This window comes from Lewinella cohaerens DSM 23179 (genome assembly GCF_000379805.1).
GTDB lineage: Bacteria > Bacteroidota > Bacteroidia > Chitinophagales > Saprospiraceae > Lewinella > Lewinella cohaerens.
This window is the reverse complement of sequence record NZ_KB903531.1, coordinates 432403-448156: the sequence shown is the minus strand read 5'-3', so window position 1 is coordinate 448156 and position 15754 is coordinate 432403. Positions and strand designations below refer to the sequence as shown.

Sequence of the window (15754 nt, the reverse complement as noted above, 5' to 3'; positions counted from 1 at the left end):
TTTGAAAATGTGCAATTGCACAAGTTAATTTTTGACCAATGCTAAAGGTAAAACATTACATCTTACTGAATAAAAGCGTTTGTCGATACACTATCTTTGTGAACTTCCTTAAGTCGTATTACCATCTGAATTATGCAAAACCGTCACCTTCGCTTTCTTACGTACTTCATTATGGGGTATATGTTGCTGGCCTTTGTCTGGTGGTCTTTCCTGTTGTTTACTAAAAACCGGGATGCTTTTCATGCAAAAATTGAGCTTCAGCAAATAGGAATGGCTGCGGAAGGCGTGATCAAATCGCCGATGGATTTTTACGTCTCTGAGCGTTATCAGGAGTTGGTTACTTCTTACCGAAAGCAGGAACGAATGATCATGGGGGAAACGATTTTTCTATCGTTGAGCCTTCTTGCGGGAATTTACGTTATTTATCGGGGCTACCGACGAGAGGTGGCTTCTTCGAAGCAGCAAAGAAACTTCCTTTTGTCCATTACACATGAGTTGAAATCGCCATTAGCGGGAATTCGCTTGGCGCTGGAAACGATAGCCAAGCGTGGCGATCAGTTGCCACCGGATAAGCGGCAAATGTTGAGTATGCGTGGAATTAAGGAAGCAGACCGGCTCAATAAATTGGTTGAAGACCTGCTCCTTTCTGCCCGACTTGAAAGTGCTTATCAGTTTCATCAAGAACCTTTGGCGCTAGAAGAATTGATAGAACGTATTGTTTTGCAACAAAGCCAGCAAAATCCAGCAGCGGAAATTGATTTTTCAGTAGACACTCCTTTATCCCATGTAAATGGTGATCGTCAAGCCCTAACCTCCGTAGTTATTAATTTGATAGAGAACGCATTAAAGTATTCTTCTCAGCCAGCAAAAGTCGCCGTTAGCTTGCGCCAACAGGAGGATCAGTTGTGCTTGGAAGTGGCTGATCAAGGCATAGGTATCCGTGGGCAAGATAAAAAACAGGTGTTTGAAAAATTCTTTCGGGTAGGCAGTGAAGATACCCGTAAAACAAAAGGTACAGGATTGGGGTTATTCATCGTAAAGGAATTGATAAAAGCGCATCACGGAACCATCAAGGTGAGGGACAACCAACCCCAAGGAACTGTTTTCGCCATTACGCTTCCTATTGCGACGGCTAAAGAAGAGCGATTCTCTTCGCCTGTTGTTTAAATCTGAACTATAATCTTATGTTGAGAATACTGCTAGTTGAAGACGAAGAAAATATCCGCGAGACGGTAAAGCTCAATCTAGAGCTGGAGGATTACGAAGTTGTTACGGCAGCTGATGGGAAAAAAGCACTCAAATATACGCAGGAACAACATTTCGATCTGCTTATTCTGGATGTGATGCTCCCAGAAGTAGATGGTTTTCAAATCTGTGAACAGGTTCGCCTGACCAATAGGGATGTGCCCATTATTTTCCTTACAGCAAAGGATACTGCTCAGGATCGGATTACTGGCCTGCGCAAAGGCGCGGATGACTATCTGGTGAAGCCTTTCAATTTAGAAGAATTGCTGCTGAGGGTAGAACGCCTTATTCAGCGTACAAGCAAAGCTCCTGAGGCCAGTGCCGATAACTATACTTTTGGTAAGAATACCATCAATTTTGCCACCTTTGAAGCACAGGGGAATCCCGGCACCTTTACCCTGACCAAGAAAGAAGCCATGCTGCTCAAGCTATTGATAGACAGGAAGGGAGAGGTCGTCAGTCGCCAGCAGATTCTGCAATCAGTTTGGGGCTACGATGTTTACCCAAGTACCCGGACCATTGATAATTTTATTTTGTCCTTTCGTAAATACTTCGAAGAAGACCCACGGACGCCTGAATTTTTTCTTTCGGTGAGGGGCGTTGGTTATAAGTTTATTGGCTAAAATCCAGCGAAGTTCCCTATCTTGAGGGCTTCAACAGCTGGATATGCAGGAAGAATTAGGTAAATACATTGCAGATTTATTATATCAACATGACCGCCTCAATATACCGGGGCTAGGCAGTTTTGAATTAACGCATGCTCCGGCTCTCGTTGATCAAGTGCAAGGGCAGGTAAGTGCGCCTACTAAAGCCGTTCGTTTTAACGAAAACCTGGTCTTGGATGATGGTATTTTGATCGATTACTTACAGCAGCAAAATGGCTGGACGCTTAGTACTACCCAAGAGTGGCTCCGCACACGCGTAGAGGGCATCAAGAAATCATTGGCCCAAAAAGAGATTGTTGAAATTCCAGGAGTGGGACGTTTCTTTCGCAATTTTGAACAGCAGCTACAATTCGTCGCCGAAAGCGAAAATTTCAATATCGAATCCTTTGGGCTCCAGCCCGTAAGGGGCCAGTTGGTTCAGCGCAGTCGGGTTGAAAAAATCCCTGCAAGTAAGCCCCAGGCAAGTGCTCCTTCTACACCTGTAGTCAAGCCTGCGCCAGCTGCCGGAGTAAGAGCCGATCAAGTCGCCGGTGGGATTGCCAAATGGTTTCAGGGTAATCTGACCTGGTTACTGGGTCTAAGTTTGGCCATCATCGCTTTAGCGATCTATCTTATGTTTTTGCGGCCTGGCCCCACGGTATCTGATCCCGTTGCAGAAGTACCTCAGGAAAGGTTAAATGCCAGCCCTTCAAAAAGTACACCTCCAGCACAGGAGGACGTCGCTGAAAATGATAACACGACGACCGAGAAACTCCCTTCAGCTCCTTCTGAAGAGGAAACCAATGACCTCGATACCGAAGCACCAACGATGGCTGCGGAGGAGCACACTGCGGTCATAGCAGTAGGCCTTTTCGGCAACCCGGACAATGTGCAAAAACTGATGCAACGACTTTCCGAAGACGGCTATGCGCCCGTTTCCCGTAAGGAAGGCGGGAACTCCCGGATCGGTGTTAGTGTTCGGTTCACTACAGAAGCAGAACTACAGCAAGTCCTTCAAGAGGTCCGCAAAGATTACGCTGAAAATGCCTTTTTACTATCGCGGGATGGTAAGTCGCTGAGGTAGTTCTTTACTCCTCCACCAAAATCAAGGCGGCATTTCGCGAAACGGGAATCATCCCTCCGCTATGCTGACCAATGCCTTCGGTATTGACGACACCACCGTCGACAACGATCTTCCAATTGCCGCTAGGGATTTCGATACCCTGGGCTTGATCTTTGCCATTGTAGGCAACGACAATACGTTTCCAAGAATCACCCACGGCAGCCCCATTGAGGGTATAGGCGACCAGGTTTTCGTCGTCGGTATCTATAAATTTCAGGTTCTTCTGGATATCCGCAGTGCTGGTCATCCGAAAGGCAGGGTGCGCTTTGCGGATAGCGATGAGTTCGCGGAAATAATCGAAAATTTCACGGTATTCATGCTTGCGGCTCCAGTCGATCTGGTTGATTGCATCAGGAGAGTTGAAGGAGTTTTCAACGCCGTCTTTGGTTCTTAGAAAATCAACGCCGGCGTGGAGGAAACTTACGCCCTGGCTGGTAAGTACAATTGTGCCGGCGAGCTTGTGCATCTGAATTTTCTCTGCCTCAGTTGCTTCTGGCCGCGAGAGGGTGAGCCGATCCCAGAGGGTATGATTATCGTGGCAGCTCATGTAAGTCATACATTGATCTGGCTGAGGTGCCCACGCTGCCTCGGAATAGTTGATGTCGCCATAATCAACTTGGGGGTGTTGGGTAGCGGCTACGATGCCGAATTTCAGACTCTCTTTCAGGGTTTCGTTGCCGCTGATGAAGCCGGTAGCATCGTGCGTGAAGACATGCCCCTTGATGGCATCGCGAACATCATCACTAAAAGCGGCGATGCCTTTTAGTTGGGGTGTGTTGGCTTTTACGGCCAGTTGTTCTTCTGAAAGAGGGCTATCGCCAGCCTTCCAACCTTCGCCGTAAACGAAGATGGTAGGATCGATGCTGTGCAACTCGGCAGCGACGGTGTTCATGGTTTCGATATCGTGGATGCCCATCAGGTCTACCCGGAAACCATCCATGTGATATTCTTCGACCCAGTAGCGCATGGATTCGACCATATATTTGCGGAACATGGCGCGCTCGGAGGCGGTTTCATTACCACAAGCACTGGCGTCAGAGAAGCCGCCCTCTGGGTTTTGGCGATAGTAATAACCGGGCACCAGTTGATTGAAGATAGATTCTTCGCTTTGCCCGGTGTGATTGTAAACTACATCCAGAATGACCCGAATGCCATTGTCATGGAAGGTTTTGACCATCTGCTTGAACTCACTGATACGACGTGCGCCATCATAAGGGTCAGAAGAATAGCTGCCCTCCGGGACGTTGAAGTTGAGCGGGTCGTAGCCCCAATTGTACTGTGCTTCTTTCAGGCGGGTTTCATCAATAGAGCGGTGGTCGAAAACGGGGATGAGGTGTACATGCGTGACACCCAGTTCTTTAAAGTGGTCCAACCCTGTGGCCTCTCCATCTGGTGATTTAGTGCCTCCTTCGATGAGTCCGAAATATTCGCCAGGGTAACCAGAGCCGGAAGAAGGGTGGATGGTCATGTCTCGTACGTGTAGCTCGTAGATGATGATTTCGTTGAAATTATTGAGGGCTGGCCGCTGGTCATCGTCCCAGTTTTTAGGGTTGGTTTGATAAAAATTGATGATATGTCCACGCAAGCCATTCACGCCTACTGCTTTTACGTAAGGATCGGTTACTTCAGCATTCCATTGTCCATCATATTTGGCCTGAAAGGCATAGTATTTGCCCAGTAGGTCTTCTTCCACAGTGAGTGACCACACGCCTTGATCTCCAAGCTCAAGGGCGAGGCTGTCCAATGGTTCTCCATCAATGCCTTCAGCGTACAGCTTAACCTGTAGGGCCTCCGCAGCAGGTGCCCAAACCTTGAAAGTAGAGGCAGATGGGCTGTATTGAAGACCCAAATCCTGGCCTTCATAAACTGGATAATCGTTGTAGTTGTCGTAAACGGACACGGCAGGGTCATTTTGGCAGGCGGCCAGACTTACAAGGAGTAAGGTCAGCACCATAGATTGGAGAAAGGAGGCTGCTAATTTCATATAGGCAAAGGTTAATGGTTGTTTGATGCTTTAGTAATTTCATGATGATACCAATATCCAATCATTTCATTGACCGACTTGGTAAGATCAGGTTGTGGCCACCCTAAGGCTGCTTGTATCATCGGAACCAGTTGGTGGAGCCCGTTGATATTTGTTTGTGGCTTAGTGGGCAATATTTTTTTGAGTTGCCGCTTCAAATTTAAGGGAAGATAGCTTGCCAAAGGCCTAAATAGCGGTTTTGTTTTTTGATCTTTTGGAAAAATCAGTTGCTGAGGCCGGAACCAGTTGTCTTCCAATACCTCGCGGTACATTTGCATGTCTATGCGTAATCCGTTGGGGATTTGCTGCCAAAAACGAATGAACTCCAAGTCCCACAGCGGAAGATACCAGGTACAATCGAACCATTCGTAGGCCCGAACACCATTGATAATAAACTTGCTGACGTATTCCCGCAGTACCCAATGTTCGAGTTCACTTACGTAATTGTGTTCGTCACTTAATTCCGCCTGTGGCAGATATGATTGCCATAGTTGGCGTAGCGTAGGGGAGGGGTAGCGGATAAAGCGTTGGTAAAGAAAATTCTGGAGTGCTTTCAAGCGCTTGGGGCGGAGCGAAAAACTACTGTCTGGCAAGTAGCTCCCTGCTTGGAAATCCCCACAATAACCAGGGCAAATGATACTGTCTTTTTTTAACCAACCAGCTGCTTTTAGAAAACGGAGGGCGAAATAATCTTGCTCTTGAGGAATGCTACTGAGGTTACCGGAAAAGTTTGCGAAGTCTTTCCAGTTTTGGTCGCCAAACTGTTGCAAAAGCTCCTTGGTATAAGGTACAAATTGCCAATCTACTCCTAATTTAGTAGCCACCGAGCGAGCGATCTCTACCTCCCAGCTTCCTTCCTGCCCGTAGGTGAACGCTTTGAGGGCAGGGTATTGCTTTTGTTGGAGGATGGTCAGCAGGATTCGGGAATCATAGCCCCCACTGAGCGGAATGACGATCTCTCGGCCTGCCGCAAAAGCGATGAGTCGGTCGATCTGATCTTCCAATAATTCGCCAAACTGTTGCTTAAGCACCGAGGGCGAATCCCTAAAAGGAGCCGGTCGCCGGTGCGGGAAATAATTATGAAGGTAGCAGCGGTTGTTGTGGATTTCGAGGAGTTCGCCTGCCTGTAGCTGTTGCCAGCCGTGGAGGAGTGTCGTATGCCCAGGGATAAACTCCGTTTGGGCGAAAGCCTTGTCCTCGTGGATTTTTAAAAGCGTCCCGTCAGCGGGTAATAAATGATTGTTTAGTTTGATTTCCTTGTTCCTTACCGACCAAAACAGAGGTATGGATCGGGCAATATCCGTGGCGGCAAAGGTACGTTCCCCTTGTGTCCAAATCAGCGCAAAAGAGCCATTCCATTGCTGTAGCAAAGCAGAAAGCGCTTCGGTAGAGGCCACTTCCAGCAGTAATTGTTCTACCTCTTTGGGCGAAAGCCAATGCTGTTGGTAATAGACATGCCCAGTCCACCATCCATCAGATAAAGAATGCCAAACCCGTTTTTGTTGCTTGATTTGTATGTCGATCATGAGGGGCTAAATTACGAAGAAAGTGTGGGGTAGGGGAGTAGTCTCCTACGCCCGCGGACAAACTTGAATCGGCGTCAAATTATCCAGTAAAATATTCCCAGGATAGCGGAACGACCCTTCCTTATGAAAAGCTTCAAAAATGATGTAGCGAATGGGCTGTTCGGCGGTAAATTCTACGCGGTGTTGCTTCCAGTAAGTATGCTCAATGAGGGGTGATTCGTAGAGGAGCTGGTCTTTGCTACAACGGTCGGTGCTGCCCCAGATGCGTATTTTTAGGGGGCTGCTGTAGCCGCTGTAGGTGGCCCCTCGCGCCAGGTCGAGGCCGAAGACGTAGCATTCTGTTTTTTCGATGGTACGTGGCAGACGTTGGGTGATGCTCTCCCAGGTGCCGTTGGCGCGGGTGATGAGGCCCACGTAGGTGTCGCCATCATTGGCTTCTTGGTAGATGCCCCATACGCCGGGGAGGATGTCGGGCGTGGTCATGGCTTCGCAGCCCAGCCAGCCGATGGGGACGGTAGCGTCTTGGGGTTCGCCTTCAAAGGAGGGGTTTTGCCAGTAGATCGGTGGGGCTGTCGCTTCTTGGCTAATGCCTGAAAAAGGAAGGGTGATAAAAAGAGAAAGAAGGATTCGGTAGTGATGATTCATTGGTTATCTTTGTTGTGCTAAGCGCTTTTTTAAACGCTTAAAGTTACTAGATTCTCTCTCTTTTTAGTTAATAAATAACGCACTCTCGGAATGAAAATTCTCTTTTTATCTTGTGCATTACTGGTGAGTATGCTATTCTTTTTGCCATCGCTTATAGGCCAACCTCACCAATGTACCAATCAGTTTTTTATTTCCCTCTATCAAGCGAATAATCCTTCGTTTACGCGCTTTTATGAAGTGGAAGCCAATGAAGATCAGGTCAATTTTAATACCGTCTTTAATGCGAACGCCTGGATCAATGCTATCGGCTTTAACCGTTTAGATCACTACATTTATGGGGTAAGGCGAAATACGGGCGACATTATTAGAATTGCAGCCAATGGGCAAGTGACAACGGTGGGTACTGAGTCGGTAGTGATACCTGAAGGCGGCTGGATTACCGGGGCGGGTGATGTTGCGTCAGATGGGCGTTTCGTTGTCAATCAACGCCCTCGAAATTCCTTGTTTATCTATCAAGTTACACCAAGTTTTAACTTTTTAGAGGAGTTGCCACTGCGCTGGGACCCATCTACAGGGAATTCTGGCCCAGTAACTATCGCATTAGATGATATCGTTTTTGATCCTTGTAACCCTAATGTTGCTTTTACCTTCCAACGGTTTTACGATGTAGTGAGCGCGCCTCCAGAACCCGTAGCTACCAAGAATAATTTGCTAAGGATTGATATGGATGCCGATAGCCCCACTTACGGTAATGTTTTTACCGTAGGAGCAGCCGACCCAAATATTGTTCAGCATATTGGAGCGATGTTCTTCAATAACCAGGGAGAGCTCTATGGTTATGGCGCTACCAATGTAAACCCTGGTGCCTCACCTAACCAGAACCGAATGGTGCTGATTGATGCTCAAACAGGAGCTGCCACGCTGGTAGGCACTGGCCCTTCAGCGGTAGGTAACGATGGCTGTTCTTGCCCTTACACCCTCAGTATTGTCAAGGAATTGGAAGGGGTGAATTATGGTTGTGAATCAACAAACGTAACGTATTCTGTAACGATTATTAACAAAGCTTATGAAAATTTGAGCGGTTTACGTCTACGAGACCAGTTTCCTGCGGGAACCGTTATTGAGCAAATTGTTCCGGCTAATCCGATGGGGGTAGCTGCTGCTGCGGGAACAGGTGTCGGGGAAGAGATACTTATTTACGATAACTTTAGTATTGCTGATGGAGATACTCTCCGCTTCGAAATTACGGTAAGTACGGAGGTGCAAGGGGATTTCTCGAGCCAAGCCATCATAGAAAGCCTTCCTTCGCTTTTAGGTGACCAGATTTTATCCGATGATCCCACAACAGTGGAGCTAAATGACCCTACGAGGGCAACCCTTAATAACCCAACGGCAGGGGAAGTTCTTGTTGAAAACGAAGCCTTTCTTTGTGAGGGTGATAGCCTCTTCTTTGGTGGGCAAACGATTACGGGAGCGGGTGAATTTGAGTACCTAGTGGAAACTCCCGAACCTGATTTGTGCGACACGCTTTTTCGCCTTGTCGTAGCTATTCGCGAGAACGTAGAACTGAGTTTGGAGGCTGCTCTTTGCCCCGGGGATTCCTATACTTGGCAAGACACTATGCTGGGCGCAGGGAGTTATCAGTTTTTAGCACCTTCCGCGACTTCCGGTTGTGATACTATCATTTATTTGGAACTCTATGCACTGCCACCCGCCGTAGGGTCCACTGAAATTGCGCTTTGTGCTGACGAGGCGGTTTTGGTGAATGGTGTAAGCTATCAGCAGCCCGGAAAATACGAGGTGTTATTACCGGGAGCGAGTAGTGAAGGTTGTGACAGTTTGATGCTGCTGGAGGTGTTTCCTCCTCAACAGTTGTACATTCCTAATGCCTTTAGTCCGATGAATAAAGATGGTGTTAATGACGAGGTCGTATTGTTTCCTGGCGAGTCGGGAGCGCGCATCGACCGTTTTGATATTTTCTCCCGCTGGGGGGAACACCTTTATCGACTTGATGACGCTGCATTCAATGGCCCCTTATCTACCTGGGATGGAACGTTCAGAGGGCGGCCGGCACAGGCAGGCGTTTATGTGTATTACCTCATTTATACCTGTAGTTCTGGCAAGCAAGTGTTTTTAGAAGGAGATTTACACCTTGTGAATTGACCGAAATTCCAGTAAGGAAGTGTACAGCTCTTCCATCTCTTGGTTTAGGGCATCAGGAAGTACCCAGTTTTCCTTGGGCAGCGAAGGCCTTTTGATCAAGACAGAGGAAATAGGGTAGTTTTCTAATTTGAATCCGAAAGTGGTAAGTTTTTGAAAGATACTGGAGGAATGCTTTTTTACATCATCGGTGGTTCCCAAAAAATAATCCTTTTCAGGAAGAGAAGTTACCAAGGTTAAAAGCTGCTCATTGTAATATTTCCATGCTTTGGCATAACGGAGTGCCCTGGCTTTTCTGTTTTTTCTCAGCAAATAGCCTTTGTACCAGCGTTTTATTGGGTGATCGCGAAAACTCAAGCGGATGCGAGTCCAGTCGCGCTGCATGAGTGAATTGATTACTTTGTGTGGAGGGCGGACCAGAATAATGTATTTGGCTTCTGGAAGCAATTCCTGGTAAAGGTCTGTGAATAAGCAGGTTCTTGGTTCTTTCCAGCCCCATTGTTGGTGCAGTTGCTGCTTATAGGTCACCATGGCTTTGGCCCGGGCGCGATGATAGGCAGAAAGCTGCAAAGGCGTTTCGCCGGCGTAGGTATAGTCCGTTTTATTGTCTGCCAGAATGTCTTTGTGAAGTTGTAAAAAATCGATGTCTTCATAATGCCCAGTGGGGTTACTCTCGTCGTGGGTCAGCAGCCTGTCGCCAAGATGAAGGCCACAATGATGAAGCCAATTGGCCGTTAGGGAAGTACCCGAACGGTGCATACCCAACAAGACGAGCACAGAGGAAGAATCAATCATGTAGCATAAATATTGTTCAAGACTAAGGAAGGTTATAACTTCGTCGCAAAAGTAAGATCAAAATTTTGAAAATACCACCAACCGTTGGTCTTGTAATTCCATATTACCTGGGCGATGATTTTATAGAAGGGTGTTTGGCGAGCATTCAAGCTTCTGAATACCCGGTAAAGACGGTTTATCTGGCGGATAATAGTCCTGAACCTTATGCTGGGGTAAACGCGCCAGTAATAGCGCGTCTGCCGCTACCTGCGGGAATAGGTTTTGGTCGTGCGTGCAATGCAGGCTTGGCCAAAGCACTATCTGATGGTCACGACTATCTGATAATCCTCAACCAGGATGCTGTTTTGGCACCGGATACTATCAGCCATTTGGTGGAAGCGATGGAGGACTGTTCGTCAGCGACAGTAGCAGCACCATTGTCGTATGACCTTTCGCTAAAGACAATCAGCGAAAAAACTTATCACCATTACGTAGCGCCAATTACCGGGCTAGCTGCCGATTTGGAGCGAGGTGATCTACAACTTAGCTATCCTGTAGATTATACTCAAATCAATGGGGCCTGTGTTATTTTCCGTGCCACAGCAATGGCCGATAAACCGTGGTTTGACCCTGTTTTTAAACAATATGGTGAGGATACGGAGCTTTTTCAGCGCCTTCTTTATGAATACAATACGCCATTGCTAGTGGTCCCTCGGGCACGAATTGGCCACCAGCACTCCAACTTTTCGGCGAAAGGAGAGCGTGCCGACTGGATAGCTGCACAAGTACGAACAGGTATGCTCATCTGCTGGTTGAAAGACCCACGCCGGTCGTGGGGCGGAGCACTATTGAAAGCATTTATTGTTGCTTTACACACCCAATGGATAACGGTTCGCGCAGGTAAGGGGCATCGTTTGCCAACATTTTGGCGAAGAGATATACAATTATTGGGGCAATTAGCCGAAATTCGCCGCCGCAGGGAACGCAATTACCTTTATCAGTTCGTTCAGGATACGATAAAAAAGGATATCACTGGTGGTCAATAAGCAGTTATGGGTGTAATTCAAAGACAAGGGTTGAAGGCAGGCATCTGGATGTATGCAGGGGTCTTGTTGGGCTTTTTAAATGGCATTCTGCTTTACCCTCGTATTTTGGGCCCCGAGGTTTATGGTTTTGTTCAGTGGCTTTTTCCAACGGCAGCCGTGCTGGCGACCTTGGCTAGTTTGGGGATGAGATCTGGACTTATTCGATATTTCCCATTTTATCGGGATAAAGAAAAATCACATTCTGGTTTTCTGGGCTTTAGCCTCTTGGTAGCTCATATCGGTTTGTTGGTCATGTTATTGATTCTGTGGGGAGGAAAAGACCATTTTATTGAATGGTTTCGCTCGGATAACAATGAGAAATACCTTCTGAGTAGTTATTGGCTGCTGCCTTTGTTGTTGACCCTTTCTGTTTCCTTTGATATATTGGTTGCTTACCTCACGGCGCTTTTACGACCAAGTATTACCTTGTTTTTCAAGGATTTAGTGGCTAGGGTGATTACCACAGCATTGATCGTTTGGTTTTATTTTGGAGGCTTGACGGTGGATCAATTTCTACTTTTGATTGTATTAAAACAAGGAGTTCTTGTTCTTGGAGCCTATGTTTATCTAAAGCGAATGGGGGAGTGGCACCTCAAAATTAATTGGCCGGCTTATCCCACCGAGCGTCTGCGAGAAATGGGGAGTTATAATTTATTCAATGTGCTCAGTGGGGTTGGTAACCAGTTGATTAACCGTATTGATAGCATCATGATTCCGGCTATTTTGAGTTTTGAAGCCAATGGCGTCTACAGCATATTTTATTTTATTACGACCATCATTATCATGCCCTACGAGGCCGTTCGGCAAATTGTGACGCCACTGATTGCACAAGCCTGGAAAGACAATGACCAGGTTCAAATTCAGGATATTTACAAACGCTCAACGAGAGGGGCTTTTGCCATAGCACTCTTGATTTTTATTGGCATAGTTGCCAATTTAGACAATGCTGTTTTACTTATCGGTCCCGAATTTGCCGGGGGCACTACTGTGGCGATATGGTTGGGTATTGGCCAGTTGATCCATTGTGTGAATGGGTACAATGTGACGATTCTCAACTTGAGTGACCACTTTCGCTGGGACTTGGTTGTGAAAATATTTGCGGTGGTCTTGAATGCTTTGGCCAATTATTTGCTGATTACGAAGATGGGCATCACTGGCGCGGCTATCGCTACAGCAAGTACAATAATGTTGACCAACGTGATTTACCAAGGCCTGATTTGGCGCTATTACAAAATGCACCCTTTTAGCTGGGAAATATTGGGAATACTGCTGCTGGGAATTGTTGTCTTTGGGGCGCAAGCCCAGCTGGCAAGTATCTCTTATCATTTCTTGGTAGACCTAGTGGTTCGGTCATTGTTGATCGTCGTTTTATTCGGCTTGGGCATTTTAGGTTTTAAGCTGGTCCCAGAGGCGCGTGATATGCTCGATAAACTTCCGTGGAGAAAATAGAAACCTCATTTTGATTTTATTGAGAAAGCGGGATGTAGACGGTCAATTTAGTGCCTGTGATTTGGCCATTGACATCACGAGGTTCTTCTACCTCTACTTCAAATTGGTTATTATTGAGAATAGATAACCTACGCTGAGTGATGGTCATGCCTAGGGATTTGTGTTGGTACTTACTGGCAAATTTAGCTTTTTCGGCTTTTGTTGCGTTAATACCTGGGCCGTTGTCTTCAATGGTTACCCGCAAAGTATGGTCTATTAATTCGTAAGAAAGAATGACCTTCCCATCTCCATTTTTCTTTTCCATGCCGTGCAGGACAGCGTTTTCTGCAAAAGGCTGAATAAGCATTGGTGGCACGCGCACCCAGTCGGGCTCAATGGTAGGTTGAACCTTAATTTCGTAAGTAAAACTGTGGTTAAATCGGAGCTGTTCCAGTGCTAGGTAGTTGTGCAAAAGTTTGAGTTCTTCTTTTAATAAAACGGTCTCTTCTTCGGCAAATTCCAGTGCGGAACGGATAAGTTGGGAAAAACTCGTCACCATTCTGATGGCTTTATCTTGCTCTCTTTCGTCACCAATAATCATCCCCTGGATCGTGCTCAGGCAGTTGAAGATAAAGTGGGGGTTCATCTGGGCGCGATAGGCTTGTTGTTTAAGCTGGCTGACTTGCTCTTCAAGGGCGATGCGTTCTTTTTCCTTTGATAGCTCCTGCATTCTGCGAAGAAAAATAGCGTAACCAATCAACAAACCAATAGTGATGATAAGGGTTAGGAACCAGATGGTTTGCCAGAAGGGAGGAGAAATATTGATGGCAATCGGTGCCGCCGCGATCCAGTCACCTCCTTTGCCTTTGGCTTCGATATCTAGTTGATAGTTACCGGGATTGAGGTTGAGCAAGTCCATGGAGTTATTAGCGGTTGTGAACCATTCATTTTGAGGGTTTAAGCGGAAGCGATATTGTATTTTTCCGTCTTGGGAATAATCCAAAAGATGATAATCCAGCTGAATATTATTTTCCTGCCAGTCGAGTTGTTGCAATTGGCTTGGATGGTATGCTTTCCCATTGACGAACATTTTGTCAATGTAAAGAGGGGAGGGGGCAATTACTGTGGGTGGCTGCTGGCTGATTCGCGTAATGTTGTTTTGAGAAATCAAATAAATGTAATCCCCGAGAATAGCGAGGTCATTAATATGCTCATTCGGTAGCCCATCTTTACGGGTGAAGATATAATTAGCAGTAATTCCTTCCTGTAAGGGGATACGATTGAGCCCTTTGTTACCTGTTGCCCACAAAATACCGTCTGCTATGTGTAGGTGGCTGATAGTGTTAGAGCTAAGCCCATCAGCAACCGACCAAATGACGAGCGAATCTGCTCGTTGGAGGTAGATGCCACTTCCTCGGGTAGCTACTGCGATCCCTCCGCCGGGTAATAGTTGAATATCTTCGACTCTTTCCTTGTAAATGGGGTGGCCCTTCTGGGCAATTGGGGCTGTCTTATCTCCTGCCAGTTTAAATAAACCGTCTAAGCCTCCTAGCCATACATTGCCTTGCAAATCTTCTGCGAGTGCAGTCATCTTGTTACTACCTGGCAGGGAAAAATTCTCTTCAATATTGATTTTTTGGTTTTGGTAGGAAAATTTAAAGAGCCCTCGCATCGCATGTATCCCCCAGAATTGATTGTTTTGTTGGGAGGGTTCTATTTTTTTTAAACCAATACCCCGCATCATTCGATTGACCTCATAATAGCGTTGGTACTCCGTCCAAGCACCATTGTTCCAGTATTTAAGTGGAGAAGTACTCAAGATGGGCAGGGAGTCAAAGGCAACCAAATCGTTCAGGCTATTCATGTTTTCGATGAAAGAATGTTCTTGCAAACTCAAATCCTCCTTCACTGCATAGACTTTTCCGGAAGATTGAGCCACAATAATGCCTTCATTTTTGCTGATCGCTATTTCACTAAGAATACCACCCTCTTGATTGGTCTCAACAGTATTGGTAAAGTTTTCTGGAACGGGAGCATAAAATATACCATCCTCGAGGGTGGCGGCCCACAACCCGCCCCAGCGATCTTTGAGCACATGGGTGACCGTGTACCCTTCCAGTAGAACAGCACTGGGCTGATGGGCCAGAAGCCGATCCACGGAAGTATAATGTTTGAGACCAGCCAGTAGGTTATAACCAACCAGAATACTGCCGTCGGTATCATTGAAAACGCAATTGATGAAATCGGGAGATCGACCCGTCAAAAATTCAGGTGCTCCTTGTACTGGTATATGGAAAAGGGAGTCGAAGTTTTGGATGAGTGGTCCAGCTGTGAGAGCTTGGACATTGGTGCGACTACCGGACCCCTGTTGTGGACGATCAGAGTGGTCTACGGGAAAATGGTAAGACAAGGGAGCCGGGTTAGATGCTTGGTAAACCACAAAAAAGAGCAGATTGTTATCCCAATATTTTTGAGTGAAATAGGCTTTGCCTTCTTCGGAATCGTTCAATTCTCTGGATAGATAATAAGGGGTGTTACTACCTTCAGCGTAGTAAATTGAATGGTAGCCTTGCTCTTCGATCGTAGCGTTAAAGAAAACACTCAGTTTCCCCTTTTTATCAATTTTGCCAATATTATACCCCTTCATAACCACCAGCATTTCTCCTTGCTCGTCGATGTCGAAGTTTTCGATTAGGTAATATTTACTTCTGATTTGCTGAAGGACATCGTTATGAGCATAAGGCACAATGCTGTCCCCCTGGATAATGTAAAAGTTACCTGAAAAAGTGCTGAGCCAAATCCAGCCCCGGTGATCTTCTTTCATCACCAATACGGTTTTATCCAGGAGACCTTCTTCCGTGCCGTAATTCTTAAATTCATAGCCATCGAAGCGGCTTACACCATTGTCTGTAGATATCCAGATGTATCCTTTTTGATCCTGGATAATTTCGTAGCATTCGGAACTAGGCAAGCCATCTGCGGAGGTGTAGTGAAAAAAAGAAGGCTGTGGATTTTGTCCAGCTGCGATGAAACTCCACCCGATGCTCAAAAGGGATAATAGCAAGCGCTGGAAGATGTTAAAGTCTAGTAATGGCATAGCC

At 46.5% G+C, this 15754-nt stretch carries 11 protein-coding genes; 6 read left to right on the top strand and 5 right to left on the bottom strand.

The features are described from left to right. Positions 1 to 132: 132 nt before the first annotated feature. Genes A3EU_RS0101685 through A3EU_RS0101675 form a run of 3 tightly spaced genes read left to right on the top strand, consistent with a single transcriptional unit; the run spans position 133 to position 2973 of the window. Entirely contained in the window at positions 133 to 1167 is a 1035-nt protein-coding gene (locus A3EU_RS0101685; protein WP_044085326.1) for a sensor histidine kinase, read from the top strand. Positions 1168 to 1184: 17 nt separating this feature from the next. Then, on the top strand, positions 1185 to 1868 hold the full coding sequence (locus tag A3EU_RS0101680) for a response regulator transcription factor (RefSeq protein WP_020534383.1): 684 nt from the start codon (positions 1185 to 1187) through the stop codon (positions 1866 to 1868). Between the two features lie 43 nt (positions 1869 to 1911). After that, entirely contained in the window at positions 1912 to 2973 is a 1062-nt protein-coding gene (locus tag A3EU_RS0101675) for an HU domain-containing protein (protein ID WP_020534382.1), read from the top strand. Between the two features lie 4 nt (positions 2974 to 2977). Here the strand turns inward: A3EU_RS0101675 and pulA are convergent, their stop codons facing one another. The 3 genes from pulA to A3EU_RS29025 are packed head-to-tail and all read right to left on the bottom strand — an operon-like array spanning position 2978 to position 7206. Beyond that, complete coding sequence (gene pulA / locus A3EU_RS0101670; RefSeq protein ID WP_020534381.1) at positions 2978 to 4996, bottom strand: type I pullulanase; 2019 nt, start codon at positions 4994 to 4996, stop codon at positions 2978 to 2980. Between the two features lie 11 nt (positions 4997 to 5007). Then, positions 5008 to 6561, bottom strand: coding sequence for an asparagine synthase C-terminal domain-containing protein (locus tag A3EU_RS0101665; RefSeq protein ID WP_020534380.1), 1554 nt, complete (start codon positions 6559 to 6561; stop codon positions 5008 to 5010). 45 nt (positions 6562 to 6606) lie between these two features. Then, positions 6607 to 7206 carry a hypothetical protein gene (locus A3EU_RS29025; protein ID WP_020534379.1) on the bottom strand — a complete coding sequence of 200 codons (600 nt, stop codon included), beginning with the start codon at positions 7204 to 7206 and terminating at the stop codon, positions 6607 to 6609. A 90-nt stretch (positions 7207 to 7296) separates the two neighbouring features. Between A3EU_RS29025 and A3EU_RS0101655 the strand changes: the two genes are divergently transcribed. Beyond that, positions 7297 to 9369 (top strand): DUF6923 family protein, encoded by a 2073-nt coding sequence (locus tag A3EU_RS0101655; RefSeq protein WP_020534378.1) that lies wholly within the window; start codon positions 7297 to 7299, stop codon positions 9367 to 9369. Here the strand turns inward: A3EU_RS0101655 and A3EU_RS0101650 are convergent. Then, complete coding sequence (locus A3EU_RS0101650; RefSeq protein ID WP_020534377.1) at positions 9352 to 10161, bottom strand: sulfotransferase; 810 nt, start codon at positions 10159 to 10161, stop codon at positions 9352 to 9354. The two genes, A3EU_RS0101655 and A3EU_RS0101650, sit on opposite strands and share 18 nt — an antisense overlap. 65 nt (positions 10162 to 10226) lie before the next feature. Between A3EU_RS0101650 and A3EU_RS0101645 the strand changes: the two genes are divergently transcribed. Both A3EU_RS0101645 and A3EU_RS0101640 read left to right on the top strand, forming a co-directional pair. Continuing rightward, positions 10227 to 11186, top strand: coding sequence for a glycosyltransferase family 2 protein (locus A3EU_RS0101645; protein ID WP_020534376.1), 960 nt, complete (start codon positions 10227 to 10229; stop codon positions 11184 to 11186). Between the two features lie 6 nt (positions 11187 to 11192). After that, positions 11193 to 12674, top strand: a complete 1482-nt coding sequence (locus A3EU_RS0101640) for an oligosaccharide flippase family protein (protein WP_020534375.1) — start codon at positions 11193 to 11195, stop codon at positions 12672 to 12674. Positions 12675 to 12690: 16 nt separating this feature from the next. Here A3EU_RS0101640 and A3EU_RS0101635 read toward each other — a convergent pair whose 3' ends face one another. Further along, positions 12691 to 15750 (bottom strand): sensor histidine kinase, encoded by a 3060-nt coding sequence (locus A3EU_RS0101635; RefSeq protein WP_020534374.1) that lies wholly within the window; start codon positions 15748 to 15750, stop codon positions 12691 to 12693. Positions 15751 to 15754 lie beyond the last annotated feature (4 nt).

Excerpts from the sequence above, each read along its gene's own strand:
- A3EU_RS0101685 (WP_044085326.1), top strand. The coding sequence starts at position 133 with ATGCAAAACCGTCACCTTCGCTTTCTTACGTACTTCATTATGGGGTAT.
- A3EU_RS0101680 (WP_020534383.1), top strand. The coding sequence starts at position 1,185 with ATGTTGAGAATACTGCTAGTTGAAGACGAAGAAAATATCCGCGAGACG.
- A3EU_RS0101675 (WP_020534382.1), top strand. The coding sequence starts at position 1,912 with ATGCAGGAAGAATTAGGTAAATACATTGCAGATTTATTATATCAACAT.
- pulA (WP_020534381.1), bottom strand. The coding sequence starts at position 4,996 with ATGAAATTAGCAGCCTCCTTTCTCCAATCTATGGTGCTGACCTTACTC.
- A3EU_RS0101665 (WP_020534380.1), bottom strand. The coding sequence starts at position 6,561 with ATGATCGACATACAAATCAAGCAACAAAAACGGGTTTGGCATTCTTTA.
- A3EU_RS29025 (WP_020534379.1), bottom strand. The coding sequence starts at position 7,206 with ATGAATCATCACTACCGAATCCTTCTTTCTCTTTTTATCACCCTTCCT.
- A3EU_RS0101655 (WP_020534378.1), top strand. The coding sequence starts at position 7,297 with ATGAAAATTCTCTTTTTATCTTGTGCATTACTGGTGAGTATGCTATTC.
- A3EU_RS0101650 (WP_020534377.1), bottom strand. The coding sequence starts at position 10,161 with ATGATTGATTCTTCCTCTGTGCTCGTCTTGTTGGGTATGCACCGTTCG.
- A3EU_RS0101640 (WP_020534375.1), top strand. The coding sequence starts at position 11,193 with ATGGGTGTAATTCAAAGACAAGGGTTGAAGGCAGGCATCTGGATGTAT.
- A3EU_RS0101635 (WP_020534374.1), bottom strand. The coding sequence starts at position 15,750 with ATGCCATTACTAGACTTTAACATCTTCCAGCGCTTGCTATTATCCCTT.